This window comes from Lelliottia jeotgali (genome assembly GCF_977070485.1).
Genome location: NZ_CDRVFO010000006.1, coordinates 135,520 through 152,402 on the forward strand (window position 1 = coordinate 135,520; position 16,883 = coordinate 152,402).

15 protein-coding genes are annotated in these 16,883 nt (G+C 62.5%); 9 read left to right on the forward strand and 6 right to left on the reverse strand.

The features are described from left to right. Positions 1-21: 21 nt before the first annotated feature. The 4 genes from fmt to ACW4TB_RS11070 are packed head-to-tail and all read left to right on the forward strand — an operon-like array spanning position 22 to position 3,977. Positions 22-954: a methionyl-tRNA formyltransferase gene (gene fmt, locus ACW4TB_RS11055; protein ID WP_012312038.1), complete on the forward strand. Its 933-nt coding sequence runs from the start codon at positions 22-24 to the stop codon at positions 952-954. Beyond that, positions 951-2,261 carry a 16S rRNA (cytosine(967)-C(5))-methyltransferase RsmB gene (gene rsmB / locus ACW4TB_RS11060; RefSeq protein WP_254466904.1) on the forward strand — a complete coding sequence of 437 codons (1,311 nt, stop codon included), beginning with the start codon at positions 951-953 and terminating at the stop codon, positions 2,259-2,261. Before fmt ends, rsmB begins: the two co-directional genes overlap by 4 nt. A 22-nt stretch (positions 2,262-2,283) precedes the next feature. Continuing rightward, positions 2,284-3,657, forward strand: a complete 1,374-nt coding sequence (gene trkA, locus ACW4TB_RS11065) for a Trk system potassium transporter TrkA (protein ID WP_012312036.1) — start codon at positions 2,284-2,286, stop codon at positions 3,655-3,657. A gap of 11 nt (positions 3,658-3,668) precedes the next feature. Further along, the gene (locus ACW4TB_RS11070; protein WP_279930250.1) at positions 3,669-3,977 is read left to right on the forward strand and encodes a tetratricopeptide repeat protein; all 309 of its coding nucleotides are present in this window, start codon (positions 3,669-3,671) and stop codon (positions 3,975-3,977) included. A gap of 333 nt (positions 3,978-4,310) precedes the next feature. Here ACW4TB_RS11070 and ACW4TB_RS11075 read toward each other — a convergent pair whose 3' ends face one another. Together ACW4TB_RS11075 and ACW4TB_RS11080 are read right to left on the reverse strand one after the other, a co-directional pair. Continuing rightward, positions 4,311-5,198 carry a lysophospholipid acyltransferase gene (locus ACW4TB_RS11075; RefSeq protein WP_279930253.1) on the reverse strand — a complete coding sequence of 296 codons (888 nt, stop codon included), beginning with the start codon at positions 5,196-5,198 and terminating at the stop codon, positions 4,311-4,313. A 41-nt stretch (positions 5,199-5,239) separates the two neighbouring features. Then, positions 5,240-5,791 (reverse strand): DNA-3-methyladenine glycosylase I, encoded by a 552-nt coding sequence (locus tag ACW4TB_RS11080; RefSeq protein ID WP_279930255.1) that lies wholly within the window; start codon positions 5,789-5,791, stop codon positions 5,240-5,242. Between the two features lie 104 nt (positions 5,792-5,895). Here ACW4TB_RS11080 and glyQ point away from each other — a divergent pair, with 104 nt between their 5' ends. The 4 genes from glyQ to ACW4TB_RS11100 are packed head-to-tail and all read left to right on the forward strand — an operon-like array spanning position 5,896 to position 10,232. Then, positions 5,896-6,822 (forward strand): glycine--tRNA ligase subunit alpha, encoded by a 927-nt coding sequence (glyQ, locus tag ACW4TB_RS11085; RefSeq protein WP_196998185.1) that lies wholly within the window; start codon positions 5,896-5,898, stop codon positions 6,820-6,822. Then, the gene (gene glyS / locus ACW4TB_RS11090; RefSeq protein ID WP_012312031.1) at positions 6,819-8,870 is read left to right on the forward strand and encodes a glycine--tRNA ligase subunit beta; all 2,052 of its coding nucleotides are present in this window, start codon (positions 6,819-6,821) and stop codon (positions 8,868-8,870) included. Before glyQ ends, glyS begins: the two co-directional genes overlap by 4 nt. Positions 8,871-8,873: 3 nt before the next feature. Beyond that, positions 8,874-9,401 (forward strand): D-glycero-beta-D-manno-heptose 1,7-bisphosphate 7-phosphatase, encoded by a 528-nt coding sequence (gene gmhB / locus ACW4TB_RS11095; RefSeq protein ID WP_012312030.1) that lies wholly within the window; start codon positions 8,874-8,876, stop codon positions 9,399-9,401. Positions 9,402-9,461: 60 nt separating this feature from the next. Further along, positions 9,462-10,232 (forward strand): lysophospholipid acyltransferase family protein, encoded by a 771-nt coding sequence (locus ACW4TB_RS11100; RefSeq protein WP_012312029.1) that lies wholly within the window; start codon positions 9,462-9,464, stop codon positions 10,230-10,232. A 176-nt stretch (positions 10,233-10,408) separates the two neighbouring features. On the opposite strand, the gene ACW4TB_RS11105 is transcribed toward ACW4TB_RS11100, so the two are convergent. Beyond that, complete coding sequence (locus ACW4TB_RS11105; protein WP_012312028.1) at positions 10,409-12,028, reverse strand: MFS transporter; 1,620 nt, start codon at positions 12,026-12,028, stop codon at positions 10,409-10,411. A gap of 97 nt (positions 12,029-12,125) precedes the next feature. After that, positions 12,126-13,772: a GMC family oxidoreductase gene (locus ACW4TB_RS11110; RefSeq protein ID WP_012312027.1), complete on the reverse strand. Its 1,647-nt coding sequence runs from the start codon at positions 13,770-13,772 to the stop codon at positions 12,126-12,128. A gap of 126 nt (positions 13,773-13,898) precedes the next feature. Between ACW4TB_RS11110 and ACW4TB_RS11115 the strand changes: the two genes are divergently transcribed. Then, positions 13,899-14,786, forward strand: coding sequence for a LysR family transcriptional regulator (locus ACW4TB_RS11115; RefSeq protein WP_196997257.1), 888 nt, complete (start codon positions 13,899-13,901; stop codon positions 14,784-14,786). Here ACW4TB_RS11115 and ACW4TB_RS11120 read toward each other — a convergent pair. Together ACW4TB_RS11120 and ACW4TB_RS11125 are read right to left on the reverse strand one after the other, a co-directional pair. Next, positions 14,775-15,593 carry a sulfite exporter TauE/SafE family protein gene (locus ACW4TB_RS11120; RefSeq protein ID WP_254466900.1) on the reverse strand — a complete coding sequence of 273 codons (819 nt, stop codon included), beginning with the start codon at positions 15,591-15,593 and terminating at the stop codon, positions 14,775-14,777. The genes ACW4TB_RS11115 and ACW4TB_RS11120 overlap by 12 nt on opposite strands. Continuing rightward, on the reverse strand, positions 15,590-16,861 hold the full coding sequence (locus tag ACW4TB_RS11125) for an NAD(P)/FAD-dependent oxidoreductase (RefSeq protein WP_254466899.1): 1,272 nt from the start codon (positions 16,859-16,861) through the stop codon (positions 15,590-15,592). Before ACW4TB_RS11125 ends, ACW4TB_RS11120 begins: the two co-directional genes overlap by 4 nt. Between the last annotated feature and the right edge of the window lie 22 nt (positions 16,862-16,883).

A 16,883-nucleotide genomic window follows, 5' to 3' on the forward strand; every position in this document is an offset into this window, starting at 1 on the left:
CTTTTTTGAAGCGAGAACTCCATGCGCATCGTCTTTGCAGGCACTCCAGAGTTTGCCGCCGAACACCTCAAGGCCCTGCTCGACAGCCCCTACGAAATCGTGGCCGTCTACACCCAGCCCGACCGCCCGGCCGGCCGAGGCCAGAAGCTGATGCCAAGCGCGGTCAAAGCGTTGGCGGTGGCTCATGACATCCCGGTGTTCCAGCCGCCAACCCTGCGCAATGAAGATGCCCAGGCGGAACTCGCCGCGCTCAAGCCGGACCTGATGGTAGTGGTCGCCTATGGCCTGATCCTGCCCCAGGTGGTGCTGGACATCCCGCGCCTGGGCTGCATCAACAGCCACGCCTCCCTGCTGCCACGCTGGCGCGGCGCGGCGCCGATCCAGCGCGCCGTGGAAGCCGGCGACGCCGAGAGCGGCGTCACCGTGATGCGCATGGAAGCAGGCCTGGACACCGGGCCGATGCTGCTCAAGGTGGTGACCCCGATCAGCGCCGACGACACCGGTGGCAGCCTGCACGACCGCCTCGCTGCAATGGGCCCGGCAGCCGTGGTGCAAGCCATCGCCGGCCTGGCCGACGGCAGCCTGCAAGGCGAGGTGCAGGACGACGCCCTGGCCACGTATGCGCACAAGTTGAACAAAGACGAGGCACGTATCGACTGGAGCCGCCCGGCCGTGGAGCTTGAGCGCCTGATCCGTGCCTTCAACCCTTGGCCGGTGTGCCACAGTACCCTGGATGGCGAAAGCGTGAAGGTGCTGGCCGCCAAATTGTCCACAGGTGAAGGCGCCCCTGGCGAGATCCTGTCAGCCAGCAAAGACGGCCTAGTGGTCGCTTGCGGTGACCAGGCCTTGAGCCTTACCCGCCTGCAATTACCAGGCGGCAAAGCCCTGGCCTTCACCGACCTGTTCAATAGCCGCCGCGAGAAATTCGCCACCGGCAAGGTGCTTGGCCAATGAACCCACGCCTCGCCGCCGCCCGTGCCTTGGCCGCTGTGCTCAGTGGCAAGGCCTCGCTGAACAGCTCGCTGCCTGCGCAACTGGACAAGGTCGATGAACGCGACCGCGGCCTGACCCAGGACCTGGCGTTCGGTACCGCCCGCTGGCAGCCACGCCTGGACCTGCTCGCAGCCCAGCTGCTGCAGAAGCCATTCAAGGCCGCTGATGCCGATGTACAGGCACTGCTGCTGGTAGGCCTGTACCAGTTGTTCTACACGCGCATCCCGGCCCACGCCGCCATCGGCGAGACAGTCGGTTGCGCCGACAAGCTGAAAAAACCGTGGGCCAAGGGCCTGCTCAACGCCGTGCTGCGCCGCGCCCAACGTGAAGGCGAGGCACTGCTCGCCGGCATGGAACGCGACCCGGTTGTACGCACCGCCCACCCACGCTGGCTGCAGAAAGCCCTCAAGGCGTTCTGGCCCGAGCAGTGGGAAGCCATTTGCGCGGCCAACAACGCTCACCCGCCGATGATCCTGCGGGTCAACCGCCGCCACCACAGCCGCGATGCCTACCTTGCCCTGCTGACCGAAACCGGCGTTGGCGCCAGCGCCTGCCAGTTCAGCCGCGACGGCATTGTGCTGACTGAGGCCTGCGACGTGCGCAGCCTGCCGGGCTTTGCCGAGGGCTGGGTGAGCGTTCAGGACGAAGCCGCGCAGCTGTCGGCCGACCTGCTTGAACTGGCCCCCGGCCAGCGCGTGCTCGATGCCTGCTGCGCTCCAGGCGGCAAGACGTGCCACCTGCTCGAGGCAGAAGCGGGCCTGGGACACCTGGTGGCCATCGACCTGGAAGCCAAGCGCCTGACCCGGGTGCGCGAGAACCTCGAACGCCTGCAGCTGGATGCCGAACTGATCGCCTGCGACGCCCGTGACACCGCCAGCTGGTGGGACGGCAAGCCGTTCCAGCGCATCCTGCTCGACGCGCCCTGCTCGGCTACCGGCGTCATTCGCCGCCACCCGGACATCAAGCTGACCCGCCAGGCTGACGACATTCCGGCGCTGGCCGCGCTGCAGGGCGAGTTGCTCGATGCCCTGTGGCCGACCCTGGAGGTGGGCGGCATGCTGCTGTACGCCACCTGCTCCAGCCTGCCGACCGAGAACACCGAAGTGATCGGGGCCTTCCTTGCCCGCACACCGGGCGCCCGTGAGCTGGACCTGGCCACCGAAGCTGGTATCCGCCAGCCCCATGGTCGCCAGCTGCTGGCCCAGGAAGGCGGCCATGACGGTTTCTACTATGCCAAGCTGATCAAGATCGCCGCCTCGCGCGGTTAAGAAAAAAGTTAGGGAGTAGCGGATGAAGATCATCATCCTTGGCGCAGGCCAGGTAGGCGGTACGCTGGCAGAGCATCTGGCCAGCGAAGCCAACGACATCACTGTGGTCGATACCGACGGCGACCGCCTGCGTGACCTGGGCGACCGCCTGGATATCCGTACCGTGCAAGGCCGCGGCTCGCTCCCGACGGTCCTGCGCCAGGCCGGTGCCGATGACGCTGACATGCTGGTGGCGGTGACCAACAGCGACGAAACCAACATGGTCGCCTGCCAGGTCGCCTATTCGCTGTTCCACACGCCCACCAAGATCGCCCGGGTGCGTGAATCGGCCTACCTCACCCGCGAAGAGCTGTTCGACAACGACCACATCCCGGTGGACGTGCTGATCAGCCCCGAGCAGGTCGTGACCAACTACATCAAGCGGCTCATAGAACACCCAGGTTCGCTGCAGGTGATCGACTTTGCCGAGGGCAAGGCGCAGCTGGTGGCGGTCAAGGCCTATTACGGCGGCCCATTGGTGGGCCAGCAGTTGCGCCAGATCCGCGCGCACATGCCCAACGTCGATACCCGCGTGGCCGCGATCTTCCGTCGTGACCGGCCAATCACCCCTCGGGGCGACACCGTGATCGAAGCCGATGACGAAGTGTTCTTCATCGCCGCGAAGAAAGACATCCGCGCCGTGATGGGCGAGCTACGGCGCATCGACGAGACCAACAAGCGTGTGGTCATCGCCGGGGGCGGGCAGATCGGCGAACGCCTGGCCGAGGCCATCGAAAGCCGCTACCAGGTGAAGATCATCGAGATGAGCGCGGCCCGTTGCCGGCACCTCTCCGACACTCTGGAAAGCACCGTGGTGCTGCAGGGCAGCGCCTCGGACAAGGACCTGATGCTCGAAGAGAACATCGCCGATGCCGACATATTCCTCGCCCTGACCAATGATGACGAGGCGAACATCATGTCGTCACTGCTGGCCAAGCGGCTCGGTGCGGGCAAGGTGATGACGATCATCAACAACCCGGCCTACGTAGACCTCGTGCAAGGCGGTGAAATCGATATCGCCATCAGCCCCCAGCTGGCTACCATCGGTACCTTGCTGGCGCATGTGCGCCGTGGCGATATTGTCAGCGTGCACTCCCTGCGCCGCGGTGCGGCAGAGGCCATCGAGGCTGTGGCACATGGCGACTCAAAGTCGAGCAAGGTGATCGGCAAGGCCATCGAAGATATCGCCCTGCCGCCGGGCACCACCATTGGCGCGATCATCCGCGACGAGCAGGTGCTGATCGCCCACGACGACACAGTGATCGAATCGGGTGACCATGTAATTCTGTTCGTTGTGGATAAAAAGCACATTCGCGACGTGGAGAAGCTGTTCCACGTCGGCTTGAGTTTCTTCTAAGGGAGGCGGGCATGCGCGAATCGCTGGAGAAGATGCTCGCCAAGGGTGTGGATAACCCGCTGCTACGGTTCGGCCTGGGCAAGGCCTGGCTGGACGAGGGCAACGGCGCCGAAGCGGCAGTGCACCTGGGCCGTTGCGTGGAACAGGACCCCAAGTATTCGGCAGCGTGGAAGCTGCTCGGCAAGGCGTATCAACTGCAGGGCGACCTGACGGCGGCGCGCAAGGCCTGGGAAGACGGGATCGTGGCGGCGCAGGCCCATGGGGACAAGCAGGCCGAGAAAGAGATGGCGGTGTTTCTCAAGAAGCTGAATAAAGCCTGAAATGCCGGGGCTGCTTTGCAGCCCATCGCCGGCAAGCCGGCTCCCACAAGTACAGTGCAGACCTCAAGAACTGCGCGTTCCCTGTGGGAGCCGGCTTGCCGGCGATAGGGCCGGTAAATCCGATGCAAGACTCAAAGGAAAGCCCCGCAAAGGTAATCCTGGCTAGAAAGTTCGCACGAGCGGCATTCGCCCTGATGAAAAATCAGGACGAATAGGTCACCAAAGGCGCGAAAATGGCTTGCTGATAACCATAGAATCTCCCACTGGGTTTGCGCTGAGTTTGAGAGCAGCGGGGTAGCTGTGGGGAAAGGGGCGCAGGGCGCCCCCAAACTCTCAGTACCAGCGCGCCTCGCCAGCCGGGCGCTTCTTGAAGCGCTTCATGCTCCACATGTACTGGCTCGGGTATTCGCGCACATAACGCTCGACCACCTTGCTCATGGCCGCCGCCGACACGTTCACATCCGTGCTGTACATCTCTTCTGGCGCAGCCTCCAGAAACACCTTGAAGCCCGAGCCATCCGGCAAGCGCAGGGCATGCAGGAACACCCCCACCGCCTTGCCACCGGCCAGCATGTTCGGCACGAACTTGCTGGTCAGCGCCTGGGTGCCCAGGAACGGCACGAACACACCAGCCGATTCCGCCGGCTCCGGGTCGGCGGGAATCCCCACCTGCCCACCGCGGCGCACTTCCTTGATCACGCTGAGGATGCCTTCCTTGGTCGAAGGCGCCACGCGGTTGCCCATCTGCACACGCTGTTCACGTAGCAGGTCATCCACGGCCTTGAGCTTCGGCGGGCGGTAGAAGATGATCGGTTTGCACTGGTTGCAGTAGAAGTGGTTGAGCACTTCCCAATTACCCAGGTGGCTTGTGATACCGACCACACCCTTGCCTGAGGCCAGGGCCTGCTCCAGCACTTCCAGGCCGTGCACTTCCTTGACCAGCTCAAGCGAACGCTGTGGCGGCCAGATCCAGGCACAGGCACTTTCGACAAAGGATTTGCCGATATCTCTCAGCGCCCGGCCGACCAGTTGCTCGCGCTCGACCGGGTCCATCTCAGGGAAGCACTTGGCGAGATTGATGCGCACGACATTGCGCGAACCGTTGGGTACTTTCCACATCAGCCAGCCGATCCCGGCACCGACGCGCTGTACCGCGCCCCAGGGCAGCTTGGCAAACAGACGCAGCACCCCGACCATCAGGGCGCCCTTGAACTTTTCCACAGGCCAATTCCTTATTTCAGCAAGGCGCGCATTGTAACCCCTCAGCGCAGCAAGGCGGCGTAACGATCACAATCGGTGGTGTGGTCCATGACCATGCCGGTAGCCTGCATGAAGGCGTAGCAGATGGTCGGGCCGACGAATGTAAAGCCGGCTTTTTGCAACGCCTTGCTCATCGCCTTGGCCTCGTCGGTGACCGCCGGCACTTCGCTTCGGGCACTGAAATGATTGATCTTCGGCTCGCCGCCGACGAACGACCAGAGCCACTCGGCCGGGTTATCCACAGCCAGCCACGCCTGCGCATTGCGCCGGACAGCCTTGAGCTTGAGGCGGTTGCGGATGATGCCGGCATCGAGCATCAGCTCTTCGATGCGCTCATCGCTCATCTGCGAAAGCTTCACCGGGTCGAAGCGATGCAGCACCTCGCGATAGCGCTCGCGTTTACGCAAGACGGTGATCCATGAAAGCCCCGCCTGGAACCCTTCGAGCAAAAGCATCTCGAACAGCAACGCCGGATCACGCTGCGGTGTTCCCCATTCCTGGTCGTGGTAGGCCTGGTACAACGGATCGTCGGTACACCAAAAGCAGCGTGGCATAAGGCTCCAATGAGTAGAGGGCGAGGCGAATCAGGTTATACTCCCGCTCTTTACATCCGCATCCCCAGATACAGGTGAATTTCGTGAGCCAGCCTACGCCAGCCGTGCGTACCTTCCAAGACCTGATCCTCGCCCTGCAGAACTACTGGGCAGCTCAAGGTTGTGTGGTGCTTCAGCCCTACGATATGGAAGTAGGCGCCGGCACTTTCCATACCGCTACATTCCTGCGCGCCGTCGGCCCAGAAACCTGGAACGCCGCCTACGTGCAGCCCAGCCGTCGCCCTGCCGACGGGCGGTATGGCGAAAACCCCAACCGCCTGCAGCACTACTACCAGTTCCAGGTGGTGCTCAAGCCCAACCCGGCCAACTTCCAGGAGCTGTACCTCGGCTCGCTGAAAGCCATCGGCCTGGATCCGCTGGTCCACGATATCCGCTTCGTCGAAGACAACTGGGAATCGCCGACCCTGGGCGCCTGGGGCCTTGGTTGGGAAATCTGGCTCAACGGCATGGAAGTGACCCAGTTCACCTACTTCCAGCAAGTAGGCGGCATCGAGTGCTACCCGGTCACCGGTGAAATCACCTACGGCCTGGAGCGCCTGGCCATGTACATCCAGGGTGTCGACTCGGTGTACGACCTGGTCTGGGCCGACGGCCCGTTCGGCAAGGTCACCTACGGCGACGTGTTCCACCAGAACGAGGTGGAGCAGTCGACCTACAACTTCGAGCACGCCAACGTCGAGAAACTGTTCGAGCTGTTCGACTTCTACGAAAGCGAAGCCAACCGCCTGATCAAGCTGGACCTGCCGCTGCCGACCTATGAAATGGTGCTCAAGGCCTCGCACACCTTCAACCTGCTCGACGCCCGTCGCGCCATCTCGGTGACCGAGCGCCAGCGTTACATCCTGCGCGTACGTACCCTGGCCCGGGACGTGGCGCAAAGCTATCTGCAAGCCCGTGCACGCCTGGGCTTCCCGATGGCTACCCCTGAACTGCGTGACGAAGTGTTGGCGAAGCTGGAGGCTGCACAATGAGTGCTCAAGATTTCCTGGTAGAACTGGGCACCGAAGAGCTGCCACCCAAAGCCCTGGCCACCCTTGGTGACGCCTTCCTGGCCGGCATCGAAAAAGGCCTGCAGGCCGCAGGCCTGAACTACACCGGTAAACAGGTGTACGCCGCGCCGCGTCGTCTGGCCGTGCTGATTCGCCAGCTGGATGTACAGCAGCCTGACCGCAGCATCAATATCGACGGCCCGCCCCTGCAGGCTGCCTTCAAGGACGGCGAGCCGACCCAGGCTGCCTTGGGCTTTGCCAAGAAATGCGGGGTAGAGCTGTCGGAAATCGACCAGAGCGGCGCCAAGCTGCGCTTCTCCCAGCATATCCCGGGCAAGGCCACCGCCAGCCTGCTGCCGACCATCGTCGAAGATTCGCTCAACGACCTGCCGATCCCCAAGCGCATGCGCTGGGCCGCCAGCCGTGAAGAGTTCGTGCGCCCGACCCAGTGGCTGGTGATGCTGCTGGGCGATCAGGTCGTCGACTGCACCATCCTGTCGCAGCAGGCCGGCCGTGAATCCCGTGGGCACCGCTTCCACCATCCGCAGAACGTGGTCATCACCACCCCGGCCAACTACGTCGAAGACCTGCGCAAAGCCTACGTGCTGGCCGACTTCGCCGAACGCCGCGAGCTGATTGCCAAGCGCACCACCGAACTGGCCATGCAGCAGGAAGGCACTGCCATCGTGCCGCCGGCGCTGCTGGATGAGGTGACTGCACTGGTCGAGTGGCCGGTACCGCTGGTGTGCTCGTTCGAGGAGCGTTTCCTCGAGGTGCCGCAGGAAGCCTTGATCACCACCATGCAGGACAACCAGAAGTACTTCTGCCTGCTGGACAGCGAAGGCAAGCTGCTGCCGCGCTTCATCACCGTGGCCAACGTCGAAAGCCGTGACCCCAAGCAGATCGTCTCGGGTAACGAGAAGGTTGTGCGCCCGCGCCTGACCGACGCCGAGTTCTTCTTCAAGCAGGACAAGAAGCAGCCGCTCGAAACCTTCAACGAACGCCTGAAGAACGTAGTCTTCCAGGCGCAGTTGGGCACCGTCTACGACAAGGCCGAGCGCGTATCCCGGCTTGCCGCGTACATTGCTCCGCTGATCGGCGGTGACGCCCAGCGCGCTGGCCGTGCCGGGCTGCTGTCCAAGTGCGACCTGGCCACCGAAATGGTCGGCGAATTCCCAGAGATGCAGGGCGTTGCCGGTTACTACTACGCGCTCAACGACGGCGAACCGCAAGACGTCGCCTTGGCGCTGAACGAGCAGTACATGCCGCGCGGTGCTGGCGCCGAGCTGCCGCAGACCCTGACCGGTGCTGCGGTAGCCATCGCCGACAAGCTCGACACCCTGGTCGGTATCTTCGGCATCGGCATGCTGCCGACCGGCAGCAAAGACCCGTACGCCTTGCGCCGCGCGGCCCTGGGCGTGCTGCGTATCCTGATCGAGAAGCAACTGGACCTGGACCTGACCCCTGCGGTCGAGTTCGCAGTCAAGCAGTTCGGTGCCAAGGTCAAGGCCGCCGGCCTGGCCGAGCAGGTGCTGGAGTTCATCTTCGACCGCCTGCGTGCGCGCTATGAAGACGAAGGCATCGACGTTGCCACCTACCTGTCGGTACGTGCCCTGAAGCCGGGTTCTGCCTTGGACTTCGACCAGCGCGTGCAGGCCGTGCAGGCCTTCCGCAAGCTGCCGGAAGCCGAGGCGCTGGCCGCGGTGAACAAGCGTGTGTCGAACCTGCTGAGCAAAGCCGAAGGCGCCATTGCCGAACAGGTCGAGCCGAAGTACTTCGACAACGCCAACGAGTTCTCGCTGTATTCGGCCATCCAGCAGGCCGACCAGGCTGTGCAACCGATGGCAGCCGCACGTCAGTACAGCGAATCGCTGGCCCGCCTGGCGGCCCTGCGTGACCCGGTCGACGCCTTCTTCGAGGCAGTGATGGTCAACGCCGAGGACGCCAAGGTTCGCGCCAACCGTTATGCCCTGCTCAGCCGCCTGCGCGGCCTGTTCCTGGGCGTTGCCGACATTTCGCTGCTGGGGTAAGCCTTGAAACTGCTGATTCTCGATCGTGACGGGGTAATCAACCAGGACTCCGACGCCTACATCAAGTCGCTGGAGGAGTGGATCCCGATCCCCGGTTCGATCGAGGCCATCGCGCAGTTGAGCAAAGCGGGCTGGACGGTGGCTGTGGCCACCAACCAGTCCGGCATTGCCCGTGGCTATTATTCGCTGGCAACCCTCGAAGCCATGCATGCGCGTCTGCGCACGCTGGTGGCAGAGCAAGGCGGCGAAGTCGGCTACATCGTGTATTGCCCGCATGGGCCGGACGAGGGTTGTGACTGCCGTAAGCCCAAGCCCGGCATGCTGCGGGCAATCGCCGACCATTATCAGGCCGACCTGCGCGGCGTATGGTTTGTCGGCGACAGTAAAGGTGACCTGGAGGCCGCCCTGGCCGTCGGTGCACAACCGGTGCTGGTGAAAACCGGCAAAGGCGAGCGGACGCTTGAAAAGGGTGTTGCGCAAACCACACTGATTTTCGACGATCTGGCAGCTATCGCCAGAGAACTAATTTAAACAATGCGCCCAGGGGCGCATTTTTATCAGGCGGGCAAGCCCGCAACGGTACATGCCACTATGTCGATCCTGCAGGCGATCAGAATCTTTCTTTTTTACCTGCTGCTGGGCACCAGTTCGCTGCTGTGGTGCTCGCTGAGCTTTTTTATCGCGCCATTTTTGCCGTTTCATAAGCGCTACCGCTTCATCAACGTCTACTGGTGCCGTTTTGCCGTGCTGCTGGCGCGGGTGATTCTGGGTATCCACTACAAGGTCACCGGTGCCGAGAACGTGCCGAAAGAGCCCTGTGTGATCCTGTCCAACCATCAGAGCACCTGGGAGACGTTCTTCCTGTCTGCCTATTTCTCGCCATTGAGCCAGGTGCTCAAGCGTGAACTGCTGTACGTGCCGTTCTTTGGCTGGGCCATGGCCATGTTGCGGCCGATCGCGATCAACCGCGATAACCCCAAGGAAGCCTTGCGCCAGGTGGCGAGCAAGGGTGACGAATTGCTCAAGCAGAAGGTCTGGGTGCTGATCTTCCCGGAAGGTACTCGGGTACCCTTTGGCACCGTGGGCAAGTTTTCCCGTGGCGGTACCGCGCTGGCGGTAAACGCCGGGCTGCCAGTGCTGCCGATTGCGCATAACGCCGGCAAGTACTGGCCCAAATCGGGGTGGGGCAAGCGCTCTGGCACCATCGAGGTGGTAATCGGGGAGCCAATGTATGCCAATGGCACCGGCCCGCGTGCCATTGCAGAGCTGAATGACCGTGCCGCGGCCTGGAACGAAACGACTCAGCGGCGCATGGGCTCGTTGCCACCGGTAGATGAAAAACCACACGAGCGGATTGCCTGACGATCTGTGGATAACTTGTTAGCAATTTTTGGACGAAATGCCACAAGTGATAGCTAAGTATATGAATTTGCTATTTATTTTTGTGTATGACATTTTTCTGAAAAACGTGCATAAGTTTTTTGAGGCATAAGAAAACCGGCTTTTACAGCCGGTTTTTTTATGGCATCAAGACATCATCAGACCTTGTCGATATCCACATCCCTGGTTTCTTTCAGGCAGAAGATTCCCACCACCAGGCTGATCCCGGTTACCAACACCGGGTACCACAAGCCGTAGAAGATATCCCCGGTGTACACCACCAGCGCGAACGAAACCGTGGGCAGGAAACCGCCAAACCAGCCATTGCCAATGTGATAGGGCAGCGACATAGACGTATAGCGGATACGCGTCGGGAACAGCTCCACCATTACCGCCGCCAGCGGCCCATAGGTCATGGTTGCGATCAGGATCATTGCAACGATCAACACCACCACCATCACCTGGTTGACCTGCGACGGATCCGCCTTGGCCGGGTAGCCTGCCTGCTCGATGGCTGTGCGCATGGCTGTTTCGTCAAATCCGTTGATGGTCTTGTCGCCAATGTTCACCACCACTTGGCTGCCCGCCACATTCACCGAGCTGTACGGCAGGCCCTGTTTGACCAGGAAGGTCTTGACCTTGTCGCACGGGCTGTCGAAACGCGCCTTGCCGACCGGGTCGAACTGGAAGGTACAACCTTGCGGGTCAGCGGTGACCACGATCGGCGCCTGACGGCTCGCTGCGTCGATCTGCGGGTTGGCGTAGTGGCTGAGGGCCTTGAACAGCGGGAAGTACAACACCGTGGCCAGCAGCAGGCCGAGCATCAGGATAGGCTTGCGGCCGATGCGGTCGGACAGCCAGCCGAAGAATACGAAGAACGGCGCGCCGATCACCACGCTGATGATCAGCAAGGTATTGGCCTGGGCCGGATCCATCTTGAGCATCTGGGTCATGAAGAACAGCACGTAGAACTGCGCCGTGTAGAACGTCACGGCCTGGCCGGCGTTGATGCTGAATAGTGCGGTGAGCACCACCTTGAGGTTTGGCCAAGAGGTGAACGACTCGCGGATAGGCGACTTGCTGACCTTGCCCTGGGCCTTCATTTTCACGAAGGCCGGCGACTCGTGCATGCTCATGCGGATCCAGGTGGAAATGCCCAGCAGCACGATCGACAGCAGGAACGGCAAGCGCCAGCCCCAGGTTTCGAACTGATCGCCGGTGATGTAGCGGCTGCCCAGCACCACCAGCAACGACAACAGCAGCCCCAGGGTAGCGGTGGACTGGATGAAGCCCGTGTGGAAGCCGCGCTTGCCGGGCGGTGCGTGTTCGGCCACATACGTCGCCGCGCCACCATACTCGCCCCCCAGCGCCAGCCCCTGCAGCATGCGCAGTACCACCAGGATGATAGGCGCGGCAATACCGATGCTTGCATAGGTAGGCAGTAAACCAACGGCGAAGGTGGACAAGCCCATCAGCACGATGGTGATCAGGAAGGTGTATTTTCGCCCGATCATGTCACCCAGCCGGCCGAACACCAACGCGCCGAAGGGCCGTACCAGGAAGCCGGCGGCGAATGCCATCAGGGCGAAGATGAAAGCGGTGGTGTCGTTGACGCCAGCAAAGAACTGCTTGCTGATCACTGCCGCCAGCGCACCGTAGAGAAAAAAGTCATACCACTCGAAAACCGTCCCGAGGGATGACGCGAAAATGATCTTGCGTTCTTCACGACGGCTTGGGCTGCTCGCCGTCGCCCCCTGCTCTTGGATGTAATCCGACATCGTTGCTGTCCTCGGCCCGCAGGCCACAGTGATTATTCTTGTTGTTCCACTGTCGGCAGCTTCTGACCGCAAGCCGCCGGTACTGCACGCACCCGGGTCAGGGCGTCGGTAACGCGTCTTCGTTCAGGTAGGTCTGGGTAGCAGCTCCCTTGAGAATGAGTTGGGCCGCCTTCTCGGCGATCATCAGGGTGGGTGAACAGGTATTGCCGGAGGTGATCTGCGGCATGATTGAAGCATCCGCCACGCGCAGGCCGGGGATGCCGCGTACACGCAGCTGGTTATCCACAACGTCCAGCGGGCCGCTGCCCATACGGCAGGTCCCGACCGGATGGAAGATGGTGGTGCCGATCTTGCCTGCCGCTTCGAACAAGTCCTCCTCGGTTTGCAGGGCAGGGCCTGGCAGGTATTCCTGAGGATCGAAAGCGGCGAGGGCAGGGGCCTGGACGATGCGACGTGTGATACGGATGGCGTCGGCGGCAACGCGCAGGTCTTGAGGGTCGCTGAGGTAGTTGGGGTCAATCAGTGGCGCGCTGTTCATGTCCGAGCTACGGATATCGATGCGCCCACGGCTAGCAGGGCGCAGGTTGCACACCGAAGCGGTGAAGGCGGGGAAGCGGTGCAGCGGCTCGCCGAAGCGTTCCAGCGACAGGGGTTGTACGTGGTATTGCAGGTTGGCGGTGAGCTGCTCCGGGCTGGACCGCACGAACGCCCCAAGTTGGCTCGGCGCCATGGCCAGCGGGCCGCTGCGGTCGTAGAGATAACGCAGGCCCATACCCATCTTGCCCCACAGGCTGTTGGCCATCTGGTTGAGCGTTCTGGTGTTGCGGATCTGGTAGATCAGGCGCAATTGCAGGTGGTCTTGCAGATTGCCACCGACACCGGGCATATCGTGCCGTACGCCGATGCCGAGCGTTTCCAGCAGCGTGCGCGGGCCAATGCCGGAGCGCTGCAGGATGCCGGGCGAACCCACCGCCCCTGCACATAGGATGATCTCGCGGCGCGCAGCGAACTCGTGCCAGGCGCCTTGCCAAAATGCTCTCACTGCGCGGGCGCGGGTGTTGTTCAGCAGCACTTGATCAACCTGCACGCCGGTCAGCACGGTGAGGTTGGAACGGTTATGCACAGGTCGTAAAAAAGCCTTGGATGCATTCCAGCGCACACCGCTGCGCTGGTTGACCTGAAAATATCCACAGCCTTGGTTGTCGCCGGTATTGAAGTCATCGACCTTGGCGATACCGCTCTGCTCGGCGGCATCTCGGAATGCATCGAGGATCGGCCAACTGTAGCGCTGGCGTTCCACCCGCCATTCGCCAGTGGCGCCATGGTGATCACTGCCACCTGCAAAGTGATTTTCGCTGGCCTTGAACAGCGGCAGCACGTCCTTCCAGGCCCAACCGTCATTGCCCTGTTCGGCCCAATGGTCATAGTCCGCAGCCTGGCCACGCATATAGATCATGCCGTTGATCGATGAGCAGCCCCCCAGCACCTTGCCCCGGGGGTAACCCAGGCTGCGACCACCCAGGCCGATTTGCGCCGCGGTCTTGAAGCACCAGTCAGTGCGGGGGTTGCCGATGCAGTAAAGGTAACCGACGGGGATGTGAATCCAGGGGTAATTGTCGCGGCCCCCGGCTTCCAGCAGCAATACGCGGCAGGACGGGTCGGCGGACAACCGATTGGCCAGCAGGCAACCGGCAGGACCGGCACCCACGATAACGTAGTCGAAGACAGAATCGGCTGATGGCATGTGCAACCTCGCGCCTGATTTTTATTCTTGTCGTCGTACATCTTATTGATTAATTTCGCTGAGGAAACACGAGATTTCGCGCAGCCGTTGTGCGTTTTAGCACAGCGAAAAACAGGGAAAGGATGCATGTTCGACTGGAATGATCTGCGGTTTTTCCTCGAGTTGCAGCGCAGTGGCCGCCTGCTCAGTGCTGCCAAGCGTCTCAACACGACCCATAGCACGGTTGCCCGGCATATCGAGAGCATCGAGAAAAGCCTGGGCACCCCACTGTTCGTGCAACACGCGCAGGGCTACGAATTGACGCCCTCCGGCCAGGCGCTGCTCAAGCACGCCGAAGCCATGGAGAACGTCGCGTTGCTGGCGCAGGAAGAAATCACCCAGGCCATCACACCGCTGGGCAAGATTCGCCTTGGGGTCACCGAAGGCATCGGCATCATGTTCTTCACCCCACGCATGAACGCGCTGTTCGAACGGTATCCGGGCCTGGAAGTGGAGCTGGTGGCCGTGCCTCGCTTTGTCAGCATCCTCAACCGCGAGGCGGAAATCAGCATTCACCTGGAGCGTCCCAGTGCCGACCTGCTGATAACCCGCAAACTCACTGACTACCGCCTGGCCCTGTATGCCAGCCAGGCTTACCTGGACCGCGCGCCACCTTTACGCAACCGTGAAGATCTGGCCCGGCACAGCTGGATCGGCTACGTCGACGACCTGTTGTTCAGCCAGGAGCTGCTGTTTCTAAACAGCTTCTGCCGGGCGCCCAATGTGGCCTTTCGCAGCACCAGCGTGATCGCCCAGCAAACCGCTGCGCGCGCCGGCCTGGGTATCGCCGTGCTGCCCAACTACATGGCTCGCCACGACCCGACACTGGTGCGCGTACTGCCCAGCGAAACCATCCAGCGCAGCTACTGGATATGCACCCGTCGTGAATTGCACAAGTCGGTACGCCTGCGGGTGGTCTGGGACTACCTGCTGGCGCTGTGCGCGCAGGAACAGGCCGAGCTGCTAGCCGAGTAGCGCCTTGCCGGCCAGCAGCAGGGCAGCCCCGAAGCCGGCCACCGAGAACAGCTGCTGCAGGCGAGGCCCGGCCAGCCGGGCCGCCAGCGGCCGCGCCAGCAGCAGGCCAAGCACAGCACCAACGGCAAAAGGTGCGCCCACCTGCCAGTGCATCACACCGGCCAGGCTGGCACTGACCACGCTACCTGTAGACACCAGAGCGATCACCGCCAACGAGGTCGAAACGATGCTCTTCATACGCAGGTTGGTGTAGCGGTTCAAGGCAGGGATGATCACGAAGCCACCCCCCACGCCCAACAAGCCGGACAACAATCCGGAGAGTGCTCCGGTCATGGCCAGCGCCCGCGCGCAGGGCAGTGTCCAGCGCAAACGGCCCTGCAACGGGTTGAGCACACAAGGCTCGATGAAACGGTGGGCTTCGTTGGTCTCGCCACGCAGCTCACTGGCAGCCTTGCGCCACATGCGCAGGCAGGCGTAAACCAGCACGCCGGCGAACACCAGGGCCAGGGGCGTGTCGGGCAGACGATGGGCGAGCATCAGCCCGAACGGTGCTGCAGCGATGCCGATCAGGGCGATGAACAGCGCGGCGCGATAACGCACCAGCCCTTGCCGCAAGCCGAGGACCGCCCCCACGGCAGCGGCAAGACCTACAGCAAGAAGGCCAATCGGCGCAGCTTCGACCATCGACAGACCAAGACCAAACACCAGCAGCGGCACCGCCAGGATGCCGCCCCCCGCGCCAGTCAGCGCCAGCACTGCGCCAATGATCGCGCCCAGGCCGGCACCGAGCAGTTGATGTTCGATCACCGTGATGCCTCGGCCGCCAGCGGTTGCGGCCGTGCCAGCCACTCCCGCCCCTTTAGCATGCCTTGCCAGTAAAGCGGCGGCAGCACTCGCGCCTTGAGCAGCCAAGCGAGGCGCGTCGGCTGGCGGCCATCCAGCAACCAGCGCGGGAAGCTCGGCGCGACCTTGCCGCCATAGGTGAACTCGGCAAGCACGATCTTGCCGCGCTCGACCGTCAGCGGGCAGGAGCCGTAACCATCGTACTGGGCAAGGTTAGCCAGCCTGCCCAGCGCCACCAGCACGTTGTTGGCAACCACCGGCGCCTGCTTGCGCGCGGCGGCTGCGGTCTTGGCGTTGCTGGTGCTGGCGACATCGCCCAGGGCATGGACGTTGGCAAACTGACGATGACGCAGCGTATGCGGGTCGACATCGACCCAGCCAGCAGCATCGGCCAATGGGCTTTGACGAATGAAGTCGGGGGCAACCTGTGGCGGCACCACGTGCAGCATGTCGAAGGCTTCAGTATGTGTTTCAGTGCTGCCATCGGCAAAGGTGCGGAGAAAAGTGGCGCGCTTGTTGGGGCCATCTACTGCAGCCAGACGATGGTTGTAATTGAGGTCCACACCGTACTTGTCGATGTAGGCCATCAGGGCCGGTACGTAATCGGGCACACCGAACAGCACAGCGCCGGCATTGAAGAAGCAGGCTTTGATGTCGCCCAGCCGCCCCTGACGCAGCCAATGGTCGCAGGACAGGTACAGCGCCTTCTGCGGCGCACCGGCGCACTTTATCGGCATGGGTGGCTGAGTGAACAGGGCGCGGCCTTGCTTGAGGTTCTGCACAAGCTCCCAAGTGTAAGGTGCCAGGTCATAGCGGTAGTTGGATGTAACGCCGTTGCGCCCCAGGGTATCACTGAGCCCGTCAATGGCAGCCCAATCGAGCTTGAGGCCGGGGCAGACCACCAGCTGTTCATAGCTGATGGTGCGACCATCTTCGAGCATGACCAGCTGGCCCAGCGGGTCGAACCCTTGCACGCGTGCCTTGATCCAGCGCACGCCACGAGGAATGGTCGAGGCCATGGTGCGCGCTGTGCTCGGTGCGTTGAACACACCCGCACCGACCATGGTCCAGCCGGGCTGGTAGTAATGAACGTCGGCAGGGTCGACCACCGCGATATCCAGTGACGGGTCGCGGCTGATGAGGCTGGCAGCAGTGGCGATGCCGGCAGCGCCGGCACCGACGATGACCACCTTGTGGTGGTCGGAATTAGCAGGGGACAACAAGGCAGGCATGGCGTAAATCCTGGGAATTCTA

What these genes read in the sequence shown, in the direction of transcription:
- fmt (WP_012312038.1), top strand. Translation starts at nt 22, where the DNA reads ATGCGCATCGTCTTTGCAGGCACTCCAGAGTTTGCCGCCGAACACCTC.
- rsmB (WP_254466904.1), top strand. Translation starts at nt 951, where the DNA reads ATGAACCCACGCCTCGCCGCCGCCCGTGCCTTGGCCGCTGTGCTCAGT.
- trkA (WP_012312036.1), top strand. Translation starts at nt 2,284, where the DNA reads ATGAAGATCATCATCCTTGGCGCAGGCCAGGTAGGCGGTACGCTGGCA.
- ACW4TB_RS11070 (WP_279930250.1), top strand. Translation starts at nt 3,669, where the DNA reads ATGCGCGAATCGCTGGAGAAGATGCTCGCCAAGGGTGTGGATAACCCG.
- ACW4TB_RS11080 (WP_279930255.1), bottom strand. Translation starts at nt 5,791, where the DNA reads ATGCCACGCTGCTTTTGGTGTACCGACGATCCGTTGTACCAGGCCTAC.
- glyS (WP_012312031.1), top strand. Translation starts at nt 6,819, where the DNA reads ATGAGTGCTCAAGATTTCCTGGTAGAACTGGGCACCGAAGAGCTGCCA.
- ACW4TB_RS11100 (WP_012312029.1), top strand. Translation starts at nt 9,462, where the DNA reads ATGTCGATCCTGCAGGCGATCAGAATCTTTCTTTTTTACCTGCTGCTG.
- ACW4TB_RS11105 (WP_012312028.1), bottom strand. Translation starts at nt 12,028, where the DNA reads ATGTCGGATTACATCCAAGAGCAGGGGGCGACGGCGAGCAGCCCAAGC.
- ACW4TB_RS11110 (WP_012312027.1), bottom strand. Translation starts at nt 13,772, where the DNA reads ATGCCATCAGCCGATTCTGTCTTCGACTACGTTATCGTGGGTGCCGGT.
- ACW4TB_RS11115 (WP_196997257.1), top strand. Translation starts at nt 13,899, where the DNA reads ATGTTCGACTGGAATGATCTGCGGTTTTTCCTCGAGTTGCAGCGCAGT.
- ACW4TB_RS11125 (WP_254466899.1), bottom strand. Translation starts at nt 16,861, where the DNA reads ATGCCTGCCTTGTTGTCCCCTGCTAATTCCGACCACCACAAGGTGGTC.